13 protein-coding genes and 2 pseudogenes are annotated in these 16,665 nt (G+C 71.2%); 12 read left to right on the top strand and 3 right to left on the bottom strand.

The features are described from left to right. Window positions 1-41: 41 nt before the first annotated feature. From ACH45E_RS24560 to ACH45E_RS24545, 4 genes are all read left to right on the top strand, one after another. Window positions 42-860 carry a Tat pathway signal sequence domain protein gene (locus tag ACH45E_RS24560; protein ID WP_361451614.1) on the top strand — a complete coding sequence of 273 codons (819 nt, stop codon included), beginning with the start codon at window positions 42-44 and terminating at the stop codon, window positions 858-860. Window positions 861-927: 67 nt separating this feature from the next. After that, entirely contained in the window at window positions 928-2,247 is a 1,320-nt protein-coding gene (locus ACH45E_RS24555; protein ID WP_361451617.1) for a copper amine oxidase, read from the top strand. 102 nt (window positions 2,248-2,349) lie between these two features. Then, window positions 2,350-3,591, top strand: coding sequence for an SAV2148 family HEPN domain-containing protein (locus tag ACH45E_RS24550; RefSeq protein ID WP_361451620.1), 1,242 nt, complete (start codon window positions 2,350-2,352; stop codon window positions 3,589-3,591). A gap of 112 nt (window positions 3,592-3,703) precedes the next feature. Beyond that, entirely contained in the window at window positions 3,704-4,435 is a 732-nt protein-coding gene (locus ACH45E_RS24545) for a 3'-5' exonuclease (RefSeq protein ID WP_361451623.1), read from the top strand. Window positions 4,436-4,454: 19 nt separating this feature from the next. Here ACH45E_RS24545 and ACH45E_RS24540 read toward each other — a convergent pair whose 3' ends face one another. Further along, the gene (locus ACH45E_RS24540) at window positions 4,455-4,580 is read right to left on the bottom strand and encodes a hypothetical protein (RefSeq protein WP_361451626.1); all 126 of its coding nucleotides are present in this window, start codon (window positions 4,578-4,580) and stop codon (window positions 4,455-4,457) included. Between the two features lie 48 nt (window positions 4,581-4,628). Here ACH45E_RS24540 and ACH45E_RS24535 point away from each other — a divergent pair. Further along, window positions 4,629-4,778, top strand: a pseudogene (locus ACH45E_RS24535) (zinc ribbon domain-containing protein); the annotation flags it as partial. A gap of 407 nt (window positions 4,779-5,185) precedes the next feature. On the opposite strand, the gene ACH45E_RS24530 reads toward ACH45E_RS24535, so the two are convergent. Beyond that, the gene (locus ACH45E_RS24530; RefSeq protein WP_361451629.1) at window positions 5,186-6,049 is read right to left on the bottom strand and encodes an aminoglycoside phosphotransferase family protein; all 864 of its coding nucleotides are present in this window, start codon (window positions 6,047-6,049) and stop codon (window positions 5,186-5,188) included. 99 nt (window positions 6,050-6,148) lie between these two features. Between ACH45E_RS24530 and ACH45E_RS24525 the strand changes: the two genes are divergently transcribed. From ACH45E_RS24525 to ACH45E_RS24515, 3 genes are read left to right on the top strand one after another with little or no spacing between them, the layout of a single operon-like run. Next, window positions 6,149-7,096 (top strand): sugar ABC transporter permease, encoded by a 948-nt coding sequence (locus ACH45E_RS24525; RefSeq protein ID WP_361451632.1) that lies wholly within the window; start codon window positions 6,149-6,151, stop codon window positions 7,094-7,096. Further along, the gene (locus ACH45E_RS24520) at window positions 7,093-7,926 is read left to right on the top strand and encodes a carbohydrate ABC transporter permease (RefSeq protein WP_361451635.1); all 834 of its coding nucleotides are present in this window, start codon (window positions 7,093-7,095) and stop codon (window positions 7,924-7,926) included. Before ACH45E_RS24525 ends, ACH45E_RS24520 begins: the two co-directional genes overlap by 4 nt. Beyond that, window positions 7,926-9,206, top strand: a complete 1,281-nt coding sequence (locus ACH45E_RS24515) for a sugar ABC transporter substrate-binding protein (RefSeq protein ID WP_361451638.1) — start codon at window positions 7,926-7,928, stop codon at window positions 9,204-9,206. Before ACH45E_RS24520 ends, ACH45E_RS24515 begins: the two co-directional genes overlap by 1 nt. A 136-nt stretch (window positions 9,207-9,342) precedes the next feature. On the opposite strand, the gene ACH45E_RS24510 is transcribed toward ACH45E_RS24515, so the two are convergent. Next, window positions 9,343-11,586 (bottom strand): MMPL family transporter, encoded by a 2,244-nt coding sequence (locus ACH45E_RS24510; protein WP_361451641.1) that lies wholly within the window; start codon window positions 11,584-11,586, stop codon window positions 9,343-9,345. Window positions 11,587-11,797: 211 nt separating this feature from the next. On the opposite strand from ACH45E_RS24510, the gene ACH45E_RS24505 reads away from it, so the two are divergent. From ACH45E_RS24505 to ACH45E_RS24490, 4 genes and pseudogenes are all read left to right on the top strand, one after another. Next, complete coding sequence (locus tag ACH45E_RS24505; protein WP_361451644.1) at window positions 11,798-12,349, top strand: DUF1697 domain-containing protein; 552 nt, start codon at window positions 11,798-11,800, stop codon at window positions 12,347-12,349. A gap of 77 nt (window positions 12,350-12,426) precedes the next feature. Next, the gene (locus tag ACH45E_RS24500; protein ID WP_361451647.1) at window positions 12,427-13,173 is read left to right on the top strand and encodes a thioredoxin domain-containing protein; all 747 of its coding nucleotides are present in this window, start codon (window positions 12,427-12,429) and stop codon (window positions 13,171-13,173) included. A 67-nt stretch (window positions 13,174-13,240) separates the two neighbouring features. Further along, a pseudogene (locus tag ACH45E_RS24495) lies at window positions 13,241-13,881 on the top strand (DsbA family protein). 185 nt (window positions 13,882-14,066) lie between these two features. Continuing rightward, window positions 14,067-16,586: a fibronectin type III domain-containing protein gene (locus tag ACH45E_RS24490; protein WP_361451650.1), complete on the top strand. Its 2,520-nt coding sequence runs from the start codon at window positions 14,067-14,069 to the stop codon at window positions 16,584-16,586. Window positions 16,587-16,665: the final 79 nt, after the last annotated feature.

The raw sequence follows: 16,665 nt of genomic DNA, 5'->3' as shown, positions 1-16,665 counted from the left end.
AGAGACGTACTCCCGTGGGCCAGGGGGAGCAGGGGGAAGATGTGCGCGAGATAGTGCGCCGCCATCTGGGCAAGGTGGTGGCCGGCACGGCCATCGCGGTGGCCGGGACCGCCGTGATGGTCGGAATCACCCTGCCGGGCACGGCGGGGGCGGACGAGTCGGGAGGGACGACCGGCAGCGGCACGCAGAGCGCCCAGCAGTCGGGCCAGGGCCAGGCGAACGGCGCCGTCCAGCCGGGCGTCGTCCAGCGGGCCCCGGCCGAGGGCAAGAAGGGCACCGGCAGCGACCCGCTGACCGACGACGAGATCCAGCAGGCCGGGAAGATCGCCGCGAGCGGGCAGCTCGGCGCGGCCAAGAACGTCGACGGGGGCCGTGGGCCGCAGCGCCTCACGGTGGACGTCGCCGACCCGGAGAACGACGAACCGGACGACTCGAGCGCACCGCGCCGGGCCGATGTGACGTTCTACGACTACAAGAACGACACCCTGGTGACCAAAACGGTCAACCTGGACACCGGCAAGGTGGAGCAGACCGGCTCCCAGCACGGCGTCCAGCCGCCGCTGAGCCGGGCCGAGAACGTGGAGGCGGCCAAGCTCCTGATCGCCGACCCGCTCGGCGCGGGCCTGAAGGCGGACTACAAGGACGCCACCGGGCACGAACTCACCTCCCCGGACCAGCTGCTGTTCAACAGCGCGGTCTACCGGGCCACTCCGGGCGCCCAGCCCGCCGTGCTCGACAAGTGCGGCGAACACCGCTGCGTGCGGCTGTTCCCGAAGGTCAAGAACGGCCCGTGGATCGACGCCAGGTCGCTGATCATCGATCTCAGCGCCCGCAAGGTCGCCAAGCTCGACCGCCGCTGAGCCGCCCTCCGGACCTCAGTCCGTTCACATTTCCAACTTGCTCCTCCTGCAAGGGAGTCACCTCTTCATGCACGTCAACAGAATCAGCCGTGCCCGGAAGCGGGCGGCCGTCGGCGTGACCGTGGCCGCGCTGGCCGCCGGCGCCACGGCCGGCGCGGGACCGGCCGTCGCCCAGCCGAAGGCCGCCCCGGCGGCGGCCGCCGACTGCAGCGCCGCCTACAAGATCGAGCAGAAGCTCTCCAGCGGTACCACCTGGCGCATGTGCTGGCGCTACGACAGCAAGGCCGGCCTCGTCCTGGAGAACGTCTCCTACCAGCCCAAGGGCGAGGCCCAGCCGATCAAGGTCCTCAACAGCGCCCGGCTCGCCCAGATCGACGTCCCCTACGACGACGGCAGCGTCGAGTACGACGACCTGACCGGCGCCGGCTTCGCCCAGGGCCTGATGGACCTGGCGCCGGGCGAGTGCCCCGGCGGCACCATCAAGAGCATCAAGGTCCCCGACGCCTGGGACCCGCAGCACCAGAACGTCAACGGCCTGTGCACCACCACCCGTTCCCGCGGCCACGCCTACCGCATGCAGGGCGACACCGCGAACAAGGTCTTCCAGGCCCAGGGCAAGGACCTGCTCGTCTACACGGTCAACAAGGTCGGCTGGTACGAGTACATGACCGAGTGGCGCTTCCAGGACGACGGCACGGTCAACATGAACGTCGGCGCCACCGGCAGCCTCTCCTACGAGGACTACGACGCCGGCGACGGCCGCGGCTGGCCCCTCGGCAAGGGTGCCAAGGCCTACGCCACCAGCCACAGCCACAACGTCTTCTGGCGGCTGGACTTCGGCCTCGACGGCTCCTCCAAGGGGAAGGTCGAACAGTACGACTCGGCGGTCAGCGCGCCCGCGCACGGCCAGGAGGCTCCGAGCGCGAAGACCACCCGCACCAAGGTCACCAAGGAACTCGCCGGCGACGCCAAGCCCTACCGCTGGTGGCGGATGGTCAGCGCGACCGGCAAGAACAAGGACGGGCACGCGCGCTCGTACGAGATCGTCCCCGGCGCGACCACCAAGTACCCGGGCCGCAGCTTCACCAAGCACGACGTGTACTTCACCCAGTACAACAAGTGCGAGCAGTTCGCCAGCAACAACCCGGGCAACTGCCCGGCGGGCGTGGGCAAGTCGGTCGACAAGTGGGTCAACGGACAGACGCTGACGCACCCCATCGTCTGGATGAACGTGGGCTTCCACCACATCGCCCGGGACGAGGACCAGCAGCCCATGCCCATCCACTGGCAGGGATTCGCCATCGCCCCGCGTGACGTCACGGCTATGAATCCGCTCACTCCGGACGAGCTCGGGTGGCAGAACGGCCACTGGCGGCCGCGCAGTTGAGAAACGACCTGTCCATCCGGCTGCACCGCCGACCGCTTGCGGAGTACTCTTCCTTGATCGTTGGCACGGGGAGAGCTCGGGGGAGCGGAAGGCGGTGCACGGGTGGGCTCGGGAGGGCTGGAGCTGCCCCCTGGTGACGAGGGTCACGAGGGGAACTCCACGGACGTCCCGCCCGGCGCGGTGTCCCTGGCGCGGCCGATGGACGCGGCGGGCTCCATCGGGCCGGAACTGGACTGGGACGCCGACGCCTGGCTCGAGGTGCGCACCCGCGCCCAGCGGGCCGGGCGGGCCTACATCTGGCTGAACCTCGTCGAGCAGCGGCTGCGCGCCGTCGTGGCCGCCGTGCTGCGGCCCATCTACGAACCCGTCCACGGCGACGACTGGGTGGTCGCCGCGGCCGGGCCGGCCGGACAGGAGTGGGTGCAGCGCGCGGTCGCCGTGCGCGAGGTCAGCCGCCGCAAGGGCTATCTGCTCGACCCGGCCGACGACAACGTCCTCAGCTTCCTCACCCTGCCCCAGCTGCGCGAGCTGATGGTGCAGCACTGGCCGTGCTTCGAGCCCTACTTCGACGAGCGCCGGGACGTCGAACTCGCCCTGGACGAGCTCGAGGTCACCCGCAACGTCGTCTCCCGCAACCGGGCCCTGTCCGAGGCGGTCCTGAACCAGGCCGAGCGGGCCTCCGCCCGGCTCCTTGAGATGCTCGGCGCGGGCGGGGACGTGCCGTCCGCGCGGCGGCTGCCCGTCGACGCGGTCGAGAGCCTGGTCGGCGACCGGTACGCGGACGTGGTCGCCGTCCACGCCGACCGGGTGCGGCTGATGCGCCAGTTCCCGGCCGAGGACCTCTTCGGCGGCGCCCGCCGGCTCGACGCCACCGGCATCGGCCTCAACCTGCTCGTGCAGAACTTCTCCGGACGGCGGCTGGTGCGGCTGGCCGAGTCCGGCTGCCGGGTCCGGCTGCTCTTCCTCAACCCCGCCTCCAGCGCCGTGAAGCGGCGGGAGCGGGAACTGGGGATGAAACGGGGCGAACTGAGCCGCTCCGTCGAGATGAACATCCTGCACATGCGCCGGGTGCGGTCCCGGCTGCGCGACCCGGACGCCTTCGCCATCCAGGTCTACGACGAGACGCCGCGCTTCACCGCCTACCTCGTCGACGGGGACGGCGCCGACGGCATCGCCGTGGTGCAGTCCTATCTGCGCGGGGCGCGGGGGATGGAGTCGCCGGTGCTGGTGCTGCGGGGCGGCAGCCGGGTGGTCAAGTCGGACGACGTGGGTGAAGGCGGGCTCTTCGCGACATACCGCGAGGAATTCGAGCTGGCTTGGGCGGATTCGCGACCGGTGTCCTGAACCGTCCCCGGCCGCAGGCGGAACGCGGACCTCGGATTGTCAGTGGCGCGTGCGAGGGTGGATCCACTGAGAGATCACCGGGGGAACGCACCACCAAGAAGGGGGGCCGCCCATGGGCTGGCACCGGGAGCTGCTGATCGGCTTCGACCTGGAGACGACGGGGACGGATCCGCGCGAGGCGCGCATCGTCACGGGGGCCGTGATCGAGGTCAGGGCCGGGCAGCCCATAGGGCGCCGGGAGTGGCTGGCCGACCCGGGCGTGGAGATCCCGGCCGACGCGGTGGCGGTGCACGGCATCAGCAACGAACGCGCGGCGGCCGAGGGAGCCCCGGCCGACCGCGTCGCCAACGCCATCGCGGACGTCCTCACCGGGTACTGGAAGACGGGCGTGCCGGTCGTCGCCTACAACGCGGCCTTCGACCTCACCCTGCTCTCCGCCGAACTGCGGCGCCACCGCCTGCCGTCGCTCTCCGAGCGGCTCGGCGGCCTCGACCCCGCGCCGGTCATCGACCCGTACACCATCGACCGCCAGGTCGACCGCTACCGCCGCGGCAAGCGCAATCTCGAAGCGGTCTGCGCCGAGTACGGCGTCGTCCTCGACTCCGCCCACGACGCCACCGCCGACGCCCTCGCCGCGGCCCGCCTGGCCTCCGCGATAGCCGACCGCCACCCGAAGATCGCGGCCCTCGGTCCGGCCCTGCTGCACCAGCGCCAGATCGAGTGGTACGCGGCCTGGGCGGCGGACTTCCAGAGCTTTCTGCGCGGCAAGGGCGACGCGGAAGCGGTGGTGGACGGCACGTGGCCGCTGCGGGAGTTGGCGGACGACCGGGTGTCAGGGGGGTGACGCCCGGCGGGCCACTGGCCTATGCCACGGCCGGGCCCGCGATGCGGGCCACCCGGGGGCGGGCGAGCCTGGTGCAGTCGGGGCCGGAGATGACCAGGGACCGGTCCAGGCGGGCCGCGTTGAAGTACAGCCGGGGCCGGGCCACGACGTCCGGGTCGGCGACGAGTTCGAGGCCGGGGTCGAAGATGAAGGGGTGAAAGCTGGTACAGATTTTCTAGTCTTTCATAGTTCCTCCAAGACCTGTTCCGGGTGCGGCGCGGTGAAAGCCAAGCTGCCGCTGCACATCCGGACGTACGAGTGCGACGCCTGCGGCCTGGTCATCGACCGGGACGACAACGCCGCACGCAACCTCGCCGCCCTCGCGGCAGCCGCAGCAACTGGTACCGGAGTGGCCGGAGACCAGGACACCCCCAAGCGGGTGTCGAAGCCTCGTGGAGCCGACCAGAAGACCCGCGCCACCCGCCCCCGCCGCAAGGCGGAGGCGGGGCGGGCAGGTGGCGCAATCCTGCCGCACCAACGGCAGACGGAAGCGAGAGACCGTACTCAAGCCAGAGCCCTCACGCTTTACGGTCTCGGCGACGGTACAGGCCAGACGGCACATCGACGTGCTGTACCGCCCGGAACGCACGGCCCGGTCGGCCGTGCGCACGGTGCTGGCCGAACTGCGCCGTGCGGCGCGCGGCATCCAGGATCGGGACACCGGCAAGCACACGATTTCCTGAGCACCGACAGGTCCCGGACGCCAGATGCTCAGAACGGGTACCAGCGCACCGTCTCGTCCCCGTCCCGCAGTGACGCCACCCGGCGGCGGAACTCCGCCAGCGCCTTGGGGTTGGCCGGGGCGTGCTGGGCCACCCACGCACAGCTGGCCGTCTCACGGGCGCCGCGCAGCACCGGGCAGCCCTCCCACTCCCGCACGTCCCACCCGTAGGTGTCCGTGAAGGAGTCGTAGGCCTCGGCGGCGAGGCCGTAGCGGTCGCGGGAGAGGGCCATGACCACCAGGTCGTGCTCGCGCAGATCGGCCGAGACGGTCTCCAGGTCCACCAGCACGGGCCCGTCGGGGCCGATGTGGACATTGCGGGGCAGCGCGTCGCCGTGGATGGGCCCCGGCGGCAGATGGGGCGTCAGCGCGGCCGCGGCCGCCGCGAAACCGTCCCGCCGCTCCCGCAGATACACCGCGTCCGCCGGGTCGATCGCGTCGCCCGCGAGCCGCAGCCAGCGTTCCACACCGCCCAGCAGCTCGCGGGGCGGAAGGGCGAAGGCCGGGGAGGGCAGTGCGTGCACGATCCGCAGCAGTTCGGCCAGATCCCGCGGCTCGGCGGGCCGTACGGGATCGGGCAGGCGGTGCCACACGGTCACCGGGTGCCCCTCGGTCAGCAGGGCCTCCGGCTCGGCCGCCCGTACCGCCGGCACGTCCGCCTCGGCCAGCCAGGCCGCGACGGCCAGCTCCCGCCGCGCCCGGTCCAGCAGTTCGGCGTCGCGTCCCACCTTGACGACCAGGTCACCGGCGGCGAACACCGCGTTCTCGCCCAGGGCGAGCAGCCGCGCGTCCCCGGCCGCCGGGGGCAGCACCCCTGCCGCGGCCAGTACGTCCCGCGCCCGTGCCTCGTCCATCGTCCGCCTCCGTGTCCCGTCCGGTCCTGGCCAGTCTCGCATTCCCACAGGTCGGGCCCGGTGCGCGGTCCCTTGACGGAACACCGCGCCTTCACGAACATGAACACGCCAACCGAGTCGCGCAAAGGGGCTGATTCCGTGACAGCGGTGGTGGAGACCGGGCGGTCGCGGCGTCGCGCCCCCGATCACGGCGCCTGGTTCCTCGTCCTGCCCGCCCTGATCCCCATCCTCGTCCTGAGCGTCGGACCCCTGCTCTACGGCGTCCTGCTGGCCTTCACGGACGCGCAGTCGGGCCGGACCGCGCCCACGCGATGGACCGGCGCCCTCAACTTCCGGGACCTGCTGCACGACACGCTGTTCTGGGAGTCGTTCCGGATCGGGCTGGTGTGGGCCGTCGGGGTGACCGTGCCGCAGTTCCTGCTGGCGCTCGGCCTGGCCCTCCTGCTGAACCAGCAGTTACGGCTGCGCCCGCTCGCCCGCGCCCTCGCCATCGTCCCGTGGGCCATGCCCGAGGTCGTGGTCGGCATCATGTGGCGGCTGGTCTACAACCCGGACGCGGGCGTCCTCAACGAGACCCTGCGCGACCTCGGCCTCGGCGACGGCCGGGACTGGCTCGGCGGCCTGGCGAGCGCCCTGCCCGCCGTGATCGTCGTCGGTGTGTGGGCCGGGATGCCGCAGACGACGGTCGCCCTGCTCGCCGGGCTGCAGAACACCCCGCGCGAACTGCACGAGGCGGCGGCCGTGGACGGCGCGGGCGCCTGGCGCCGGTTCCGCACGGTCACCTGGCCCGCCCTCAGACCGATCGCGCTCGCCATCACCGCGCTCAACCTCATCTGGAACTTCAACTCCTTCGCCCTGGTCTACGTGCTGACCAACGGCGGCCCCGGCGGCAAGACCCGGCTGCCGATGCTGTTCGCCTACGAAGAGGCCTTCCGCTACGGCCAGTTCGGCTACGCGGCGGCCATGGGATGCGTGATGGTCGCGGTGATCTCGGTACTCCTCGCCGTCTTCCTGGTGGGCCGGCTGCGGGGAGGCGAGGACGCGTGAGGACCCGTACCGGCGCCCGCGTCGGCCAGTACGCCGCCCTGCTGGCGTATCTGGTCTTCCTCGCCTTCCCCCTCCTGTGGCTGCTGTCCACCGCGTTCAAGTCCCCCCGCGAACTGGGCAGCGCGCACCCGTCCTGGATCCCGAGGGACCCGACCCTCGCCAACTTCCGGCAGGCCTTCGACGAGCAGCCACTGCTGCGCGCCGGGCTCAACTCGCTGCTCGCGGCGCTCGCGGCGGCCGTGATCGCGGTACTGCTCGCGACCCCCATGGCGTACGTCATGGCCCGCCGCCGCACCCCGCTGTCCCGTGCCGCGACCGGGTGGGTGGTGGTCAGCCAGGCGTTCCCGTTCGTCCTGGTGATCATCCCGCTGTTCCTGGTGCTGAAGAACCTGCGGCTGATCGACTCGCTGCCCGGGCTGGTGATGGTGTACGTCGTGTGGGCGCTGCCGTTCGCGCTGTGGATGCTCGCCGGATACGTACGCGCGGTCCCGGCCGAACTGGAGGAGGCCGCGGCGGTCGACGGGGCGGGACGGCTCAGAACGCTGGTGTCGGTGACGGCGCCGCTGCTCGCGCCGGGGATCGTGGCGACGGGGCTGTTCGCGTTCGTCACCGCGTGGAACGAGTTCTTCTTCGCGCTGGTGCTGCTGAAGACCCCGGAGAAGCAGACGCTGCCCGTCGTCCTCACGCACTTCATCGGCGCGGAGGGAGTCGCGGACCTCGGCCCGCTCGCGGCGGCCGCGTTCCTCGCCACCCTGCCCTCGCTGGTCGTCTTCGCCCTCGTCCAGCGGCGGATCACGGGCGGCCTGCTCGCCGGGGCGGTGAAGAGCTGATGCGCACCCGGACCGCCACCGTCCTCGTCGCCCTCCTCCTGCTGCTGGCGGGCTGCTCCTCGGGCGGCACGGACACCGGCGGCCGGATCACCCTGCGCTTTGAGTCCCTGGCCTGGCAGCAGGAGTCCGTCGCCGCCAGCAAGGAACTGGTGAAGGAGTGGAACGCGGCCCACCCGGACGTCCATGTCGAGTACGTCCAGGGCAGCTGGGACAGCGTCCACGACCAGCTGCTCACCTCCTTCGAGGGCGGCGAGGCCCCCGACGTCATCCACGACGCCTCCGACGACCTCGCGGACTTCGCCTACGGCGGCTACCTCGCCGACCTGACCGGCCTGCTGTCCCCCCGTCTCAAGTCCGACATACCGCGGCGCAGTTGGGAGACGACGACCTTCGGCGACGGGATCTACGGCGTGCCGTTCCTCCAGGAGCCCCGGGTGCTGATCGCCAACGCGGCCTGGCTGAAGCGGTCCGGGGTGCGGATCCCCACGCCGGAACGGCCCTGGAGCTGGACCGAGTTCCGGCAGGTCACGCGGCAGCTCAGCGGCGACGGGAAGTACGGCGTCGCCTGGCCGCTGAAGGAACCCGTCTCCGCCACCCTCAACCTGTCGCTGTCGGCGGGTGGCCGGCTGTTCCACAGGGGTGCGGACGGCAAGGTGACCGTCCGCTTCGAGGCCGCCGACCAGGTGGTGCCGCGCACCGTCCACGACCAGACCGGCACCGACCACAGCGCGCCCGCCTCGACCCTCGGCAGCGGCGGCTCGGACACGCTGCCCGGCTTCTTCGGCGGCAAGTACGCCATGGTCCCGCTCGGCTTCTCCTACCGGCAGCAGATAGCCCAGCAGGCGCCCAAGGGCTTCCACTGGCAGGTGCTGCCCGCCCCGGCGGGCGCCGACGGGCTCACCCAGGGCGTCAGCCCGCAGACGCTGTCCATCGCCGCCGACAGCCCGCACAAGAAGGAGGCCGCCGCGTTCGTCGACTTCCTGCTGCGGCCGGGGAACATGGTCCGGCTGGCCCTGGGGGACTGGATGCTGCCCACCGGCACCCGGGCCCTGGCCGACCCCGCGCTGCACACCGCGAAGGACGGCTGGGCCACCGGCACCGCCCTGGCCGCCCACCTCAGCCCGGCCCCCGCCCAGTCCGTGCGCGGCTATCCCGAGTGGAAGGACAAGGTGGCGACCCCGGCCTTCCAGGAGTACTACAGCGGCGCGATCGGCCTCGCCGAACTCCGCCGCCGGCTGGAGGAGGACGGGAACCTGGTGCTGGCCCGCTACCAGCGCTGAGCGGAATTCATTCGGCGGTGCCGCCGCCCGCGCCCTTGCCGCGTACGGCGAGGGCCCGTTGGTTCCCCCGGGAGACCAACGGGCCCTCTGTCAACGGGCCGTCAACGGGCTGTCAACAGGCTGTCAACGGGCGGAATCAGACGCCCAGCCGGTCACCCTCCGGACGGGACGGCGCCGCCACCGCCTCCGGCGACTCGTCGTGGGTGAGGTCGGGCATCCGGTTCAGCCACTTGGGCAGGTACCAGTTGCGCTCACCCAGCAGCGCCATCACGGCCGGCAGCAGCACACCGCGGATGACCGTCGCGTCGATCAGCACGGCGGTGGCCAGGCCCACACCCATCTGCTTCATGTCCTGCATGGACAGCGTGCCGAAGATCGCGAACACGGCGACCATGATGACGGCGGCGCTGGTGACGACACCGGCCGTGGTGACCACACCGTGCTGGATCGCGTCCCTCGTGCTGAGGCCGCGCATCCGGGCCTCGCGGATCCGGGAGACCACGAACACGTGGTAGTCCATGGACAGACCGAACAGGATCACGAAGAGGAACAACGGCAGCCAGGTGACGACCGCGCCGACGCCCTCCGCACCCACCAGCGAGGCGCCCCAGCCGTGCTGGAAGACGGCGACGAGGATGCCGTACGCCGCGCCCACCGACAGCAGGTTCAGCAGGATCGAGGTGATCGCCACGGTCAGCGAGCGGAACGACAGCAGCATCAGCAGGAAGGCGAAGACCACCACGAACGCGAAGACCGGGGCGACGGAGCCCATCAGCTGGTCGTTGAAGTCGTGGTTGCCCGCGACGTTCCCGGTGATCGGCGCCTGGACGCCGTCGACCTTGCCGAGCGTGGCGGGCCGTACCTCGTCCCGCAGCTTCTCCAGGCTCTTGGTCGCCTTGTCCAGGTCCGAGCCGCCGACCAGCGGTACGGACACCAGGGCGACGTTCTGCGCGTCGTGCAGCTTGATGTCGACCGGGCCGAGCGAGGCGCCCGAAGCGACCGCCTGCTCCTTGAAGTCGGCCAGCGCCTGCCGCACCTCGGGCGCGTTGATGTCCTTGGCCTTCACGACCACCTCGGCCGGCTCGGAACCGCCGGGGAAGGCGTCGTTGAGCCGGTTGTAGGTCTGCACGATGGGCAGCGAGTCACCGAACTCCTGGTCCAGGGTGAGCTGCGCGGTCTTCATGCCCAGCGCGGGCGCGGCGACGGCCAGCAGCGCGCCCACCGCCACGACCACGGAGACCAGCGGCCGGGCGAGCACACCGCGCAGCACGGCCGTCCAGAAGCGGCTCTCCGAACTCCCGCCGGTCCGGCGCCGGCGCAGGAACGGGATCCGCCCCTTCTCCACCCGCTCGCCCAGCAGCGACAGCAGCGCGGGCAGCACGGTCACGGAGCCGACCATGGCGACCGCCACGACGATCAGCGAGGCCAGGCCCATCGCCTCGAACGTGGCGAGTCCGGTGAACAGCATGCCCGCCATCGCCACACACACCGTGACACCGGAGACGATGATCGCCCGGCCGCTGGTGGCGGCGGCGATCCGCAGCGCGGTGCCCGGGTCCCGCCCGGCTTCCCGCTCCTCGCGCTCCCGGCGCAGGTAGAACAGGCAGTAGTCGACGCCGACCGCCATACCGACCAGCAGCATGACGGAGTTGGCCGTGTCGCTCATCGGCTGGACATGGCTGACGATGCCCATCAGGCCCATCGTCGCCATGATCGCGGTGATCGCCAGCGCCACCGGCAGCAGCGCCGCCACCAGCGCCCCGAACGCGATGAGCAGGATGCCGAGGGCGACCGGCACGGCGGAGAACTCGGCCTGCTGGAAGTCGTCGCCGAAGGCGTCCTTGTACTGCTTCTGCATGCTGGCGCCGCCGATCTCCTCGATCCGCAGCGACCCGTGCGCCTTCTGCACCCCGTCGACGGCCTTCAGCACCGGCTCGACCCGCTCGGCGGCCGTGTCCGCGTCGCCGCGCATGTCGAACTGCACCAGCGCGCTGCGCCCGTCCTTCGAGATCGTCCGGGTGTCGTACGGCGAGGTGACGTCGGTGACCTTGCCGGTGGCGCCGACGGCCTTGACCACGTCCGCGACGGTGGCCTTGAACTCGGCGTCCGTGGCCTTCAGGGCACCGCCCTTCGACTGGATCAGGACGGTCTCCCCGGCCGGCTCCTTGATCCCCGCGTCGTCGATGATCCGGGCGGCGGTGTGCGTCTCCCCCTTGAGCTGGTCGCTGTCGTCGACATCGACCCGGCCCGCCGCCGAGCCGAGCCCCATCGCCAGGACGACGAACAGCACCCATATACCGACGGCCGCCCAGCGATGCCGGGCGCTCCAGCCGCCGGCCCGGGCGGCCAGGCCCCGTACCCGCGTATCTCCGTTACCCATGACGGGCCATCCCCCTTGTTCTGCTCCGTACGTCGGACTCACCACGACGGTATGGGCCGGATAAGGACTTCTCGTCGTGCTGCCCGGTGAAGTACGACGGCGTCCTCTCGTCGCCGGGGAGGACAACGGGCCCTTACATCTATCCGCGTGTCTAGGGGGCCCTGATCAGGGTGTGCCCCGGCGGGCACGACGGCCGCTCTATGGTGTCGGGATGACGACGTATGCGGCACTGCTGCGGGGCATCAACGTGGGCGGCAACAAGAAGCTGCCGATGGCCGACCTGCGACAGCTGATGACGGGCCTCGGCCACGACGGTGTACGCACCTACCTGCAGAGCGGCCAGGCCGTCTTCACCTCCGGCCACGGCGACGAGGAGTCCCTGGCCGCCGAGCTGACGCGGGCGATCGAGGGGCACTTCGGCTTCTCCGTGGACGTGATCGTGCGCGCCCACGCCTACCTGAAGGCCGTGGCGGAGGCCTGCCCGTTCCCCGCCGCCGAACTCGAGGCCAAGCAGCTGCACGTCACCTACTTCTCCACGCCCGTCACGGCGGAGCGCTTCGCGGAGATCGACCGGGCCGCCCACCTCCCCGAGGAGTTCCGCCTCGGCGACCGGGCGCTGTACCTGTACGCCCCGGACGGCCTCGGCCGCTCCAAGCTCGCCGAGGCACTGTCCCGGCCGCGCGTCACCAAGGGCGTGATCGCCACGAGCCGGAACTGGAACACCGTGGTCAAGCTGGTGGAGATGACGGCCCCACACCCGTGACGCTCCACACCCGTGACTCTCCGCAGAGGGTCTCCTTCGCATAGGGTCTCCCTCGCACTCAGGGGAGGGAAGATCCAATGCAGGGAAGCGGGAGACTCCGCGCGGTCGCGGTGATCGCGGGGATGGTGCTGGTGGGCGCGTCGGCCACCGGTTGCGGCGGCGGCCGGGACCGGGGGAGCGGAAGGGCGGACGGGGACGCCACCGCCGTCTCCTACAAGAGCTCCGAGGAACTCCCCGAGCGGCTCGCCGCCGACGGCACCACGATCGTCGTCGGCGCACCGCACGCGGCCACGACGGTCCACCTCTACGAGGACCCGCGCTGCCCCGTCTGCCGGGACTTCGAGGAGGACGGCGGGGGCAAGGCCCTGCGCGGGATCACCGTCTCCGGCGAAGTCAGGACCGAGTACACGCTGGCGTCCTTCCTCGACGGCCGGCTCGGCGGCAAGGGCTCCCGCAAGGCGGCCAACGCACTGCGGGCCGCGCTGGCCAAGGGCAAGTTCCTCGAATACCACGACGCCCTCTACGCCCACCAGCCGCCGGAGGAGACCGACGGCTACACCGACGCGTTCCTGCTGCGCATCGCCTCCCAGGTGCACGGCCTGCGCGGCCCGGACTTCGACGCCGCCGTCCGGCACATGAAGTACGCGGACTTCGTCACCGCCTCCCAGCGGGCCTACACCCACGACCACGCGCCGGGCACACCGACGTTCGCGGTGAACGGCGTCATCGTCGAGGAGCCGGTGCGCAGCGAGATCTTCAAGGGCGACTCCCTGCAGCTGGCCCTCAGCGAGGCCGCCGCCCAGGCACCCGGCGCGGACAGCTGAATGGGCCACTGAAACAGAGGGCCATTGGGCCGGGACCCTGCGCCATTCGCTGGCTAGCGTCGACCGCATGACGCCTTCCGAGACCGACCGCACCGGCGCGCCCGTCCGCGTCGACTTCGCCTTCGACCCCGCGTGCCCCTTCGCCTGGATCACCTCCCGCTGGCTGCTGGAGGTCGAGCGCCTGCGCCCGCTCGACCTCCGCTTCCACACGATGAGCCTGTACCTGCACAATCTCGGCAACGAACTCCCGGACTGGTACCGGGATCTCGTCGACCGGTCGATCGGCCCGGTCCGGGTCGCCGTAGCCGCCGCCGACCGGCACGGCGAGAAGGTGCTGCGGGACCTCTACACCGCCTTCGGCACCCGCATCCACGAGCGCGGTGCCGAGTACGCCCAGGATTTCGACGCGGTCGTCATCGAGTCCCTCGCCGACCTGGGACTCCCCGCCGATCTGGCCGACGCCGCCCACGACCCGGCGTACGACGAGACGGTGCGCCGCAGCCACGACGCCTGGGCCGAGCCGGACTCGGGAGGGTACGTGGGCACGCCCACCCTGCATGTCGACGGCACGGTGTGGTTCGGTCCGGTACTGCGGGCCGTTCCGAGAGGAGAGACGGCGGCCGAGCTCTTCGACAGCTTCCGGGGGCTGGCGAGGCCGACTTCTTCGAACTCAAACGCACCCGCACGGGCTCCCTCTCCTTCGACTGAACTCTTTCGACTGAGACCGCCTCATTGACGGTGACTCATCAATGCTCCTACCTTTCCCGGGTCGGCACACGCTTCCTGTATGGGAGAGGTATATGCCCGCACCATCCAGACGCACCCTGTTTTCGCTGCTTTCCGCAGCCCTTCTGCTCGGAGTGCCCTCGCTCACCGTCACCGCTCAAGCGGCCGTGACCTCCGATGTATATGTGTCACCCGTCGGCGACGACCACGCCAACGGCACCGCTCGGCACCCAGTCCGCACCCTGCAGCGCGCCCGCGACCTGGTCCGCGCCAGGGTCGCGGACCTCCACGGCGACCTCACGGTCCACCTCGCGCCCGGAACGTACCGCCAGACCGAACCGCTGGCGCTCGACGCCAGGGACTCGGGGACGGGCGGCCACCGGGTCGTCTGGCAGGGCAGCGCGGGCCGTACGGTCGTCAGCGGCGGACGCCAGGTCACCGGCTGGCGCCCGGTCGCGGGCCGCACCGGCCTGTGGTCCGCACCCGCGCCCCAAGGCCTCACCGACACACGGCAGTTGTACGTCGACGGGGTGCGCGCCCAGCGGGCCCGCGGGGCCGTACCGGTGACCCTCACCCAGACGGCGACCGGCTACGAGGCATCCTCCGACACCATCGCCCACTGGAAGCACCCCTCCGACGCCGAGTTCGTCTACACCAGCGGCGAGGCCCTGTGGAACATCGAACGCAACGGCCTGGGCCAGTGGACCGAGCCGCGCTGCCCGATCGCCTCCGCCCAGGGCACCGCCATCACCATGGCGCAGCCCTGCTGGGACAACTCCAACAAGCGGGTGGAGTTCCCCGACATCCCCGGCCGCACGGTCAGCATGGTCGGCCCGGGGCACCTCACCAACGGCGGCAAGGCGTCCTATGTCGAGAACGCCTACGAACTCCTCGACCAGCCCGGCGAGTGGTACCTCGACAAGGCCGCGCGCAGGGTCTACTACCTGCCCCGCAAGGGCGAGGACCTCACCCGCGCCGACATCGAGGCGGCCGCCGCCGAGAAACTGGTCGACGCACGCGGCACCGCCGACGCGCCCGTCCACGACATCGCCTTCCGCGGGCTGCAGTTCAGCTACGCGACCTGGCTGACCCCCTCGCACCCCGAGGGCTTCTCCGAGATCCAGGCCGGCTACACCGTCACGGGCGACAAGGGCTGGGCCACGCAAGGCCTGTGCCAGTACGTCGAGGGCGGCACCTGCCCCTTCGCGTCGTGGACGAAGATGCCCGGCAACGTGTCCTTCGTGTACGGGCAGCGCATCGAGTTCGCCGACGACGTCTTCGCCCATCTCGGCGCTTCCGGGCTGGACCTGGGGACGGGGAGCGAGGACTCGTCCGTCAGCGGCAGCGTCTTCACCGACATCTCCGGCAACGGCCTCGAAATCGGGGGAGTGGACGGCCGGACCCCGGCCTCCGGCGTACAGGTGACGAACAATCACCTCTACGGCCTGCCCCGCGAGTACCACGGCGGCGTCGCGATCCTGAACGGCTACACCCAGCACGACACCATCGCCCACAACCAGATCGACCACGTCGGCTACAGCGCCGTGTCCCTGGGCTGGGGCGGCTGGCCCGACAAGATCGGCGACCCCGCCACCCCGAACCCGAGCCACGACAACGCCGTACGCGACAACCTGATCCACGACTACATGCAGATGCTCGACGACGGCGGCGGCATCTACACCCAGGGCCTGACCGGCACTTCCCTGGCCGACGGCGAGAAGGTCACCGGCAACGTCATCCACGACCAGTGGGGTCTCGGCAAGAACGTCTACACCGACAACGGCTGCACCTACGAGACCGTCGACGGCAACGTCCTCTACAACGCCTCCTACGCCAACGTCGCCTCCCGCCACACCGACTACCGCGACGACCTCGGCAACAACGACCCGACGCTCGTCAAGGACAACTGGTGGGAGGAGGGCACCGCCGACGGCGACAACAAGGGACTGGTGACGACCGGCAACAAGATCATGGCGTCACCGTCCGACGTACCGTCAGAGGTGGTGGACAACGCCGGACTTGAGCCCGCCTACAAGAGCCTGCTCGACCGCCGCGTCGGCGCCCCTTCCGTTCCCGAGCCGCCGTCCCGGGCCGGCACGAGCACCGCGGGCGCGGACGCGCTGTACGTCACCTTCAACCCGGCCTTCGTGGACGGTGGTTCGCCGGTGACGTCGTACACGGCACGGGCGTACGACACGGCAGGCCACCTGGTCGCCCAACAGGGTCTGTCGGCGGCGGACTTCAAGCGCAATGCGATCGTCCGGATCGGCGGACTGCCCTCGGCCGGCGGGCCGTTCACCGTGACGGTCACCGCGAGCAACGCCTACGGCAGCAGCGCCCCGTCGCTCGCCTCGCTCCCCCTGACACCGACGGCGGTGAGCGTCCTGCCGGACGCACCCACCAGTCCCAAGCTGCGTACGGCGTCCACCGCGGCCACCCTCGCGTGGACCCCGCCCACCGCGACCGGCGACGCGAAGATCACCGGCTACCGGGTGACCGTCTCCGACGGCCGCGACCCGCTCGACGTCACCGGCCGGGACGTCCTGGTCACCCAGCCCTCCGCCAAGGGCATGTTCCGGGTGCTCGGCGGACTGCGCCCCGGCACCGCGTACACGGTGACCGTGGCGGCGGTGACCGCGGCGGGCACCGGGCCCGCGGCCACGGTGCAGGCGACCACGAAACCCTGACGGCGCGGCGGAATCCCCACCCCTGTGACACATCCGCCGCACGAAACGCAGTACCAAGTGCCGGGCACGGCAAGAAGGT

It is taken from the genome of Streptomyces sp. NPDC020299 (assembly GCF_044387825.1).
Taxonomy (GTDB): domain Bacteria; phylum Actinomycetota; class Actinomycetes; order Streptomycetales; family Streptomycetaceae; genus Streptomyces.
The sequence above is the reverse complement of the archived record's forward strand: the minus strand, read 5'-3'. Positions and strand labels throughout refer to the sequence as shown.

What these genes read in the sequence shown, in the direction of transcription:
- ACH45E_RS24555 (WP_361451617.1), top strand. Translation starts at nt 928, where the DNA reads ATGCACGTCAACAGAATCAGCCGTGCCCGGAAGCGGGCGGCCGTCGGC.
- ACH45E_RS24545 (WP_361451623.1), top strand. Translation starts at nt 3,704, where the DNA reads ATGGGCTGGCACCGGGAGCTGCTGATCGGCTTCGACCTGGAGACGACG.
- ACH45E_RS24530 (WP_361451629.1), bottom strand. Translation starts at nt 6,049, where the DNA reads ATGGACGAGGCACGGGCGCGGGACGTACTGGCCGCGGCAGGGGTGCTG.
- ACH45E_RS24525 (WP_361451632.1), top strand. Translation starts at nt 6,149, where the DNA reads ATGAACACGCCAACCGAGTCGCGCAAAGGGGCTGATTCCGTGACAGCG.
- ACH45E_RS24515 (WP_361451638.1), top strand. Translation starts at nt 7,926, where the DNA reads ATGCGCACCCGGACCGCCACCGTCCTCGTCGCCCTCCTCCTGCTGCTG.
- ACH45E_RS24510 (WP_361451641.1), bottom strand. Translation starts at nt 11,586, where the DNA reads ATGGGTAACGGAGATACGCGGGTACGGGGCCTGGCCGCCCGGGCCGGC.
- ACH45E_RS24505 (WP_361451644.1), top strand. Translation starts at nt 11,798, where the DNA reads ATGACGACGTATGCGGCACTGCTGCGGGGCATCAACGTGGGCGGCAAC.
- ACH45E_RS24500 (WP_361451647.1), top strand. Translation starts at nt 12,427, where the DNA reads ATGCAGGGAAGCGGGAGACTCCGCGCGGTCGCGGTGATCGCGGGGATG.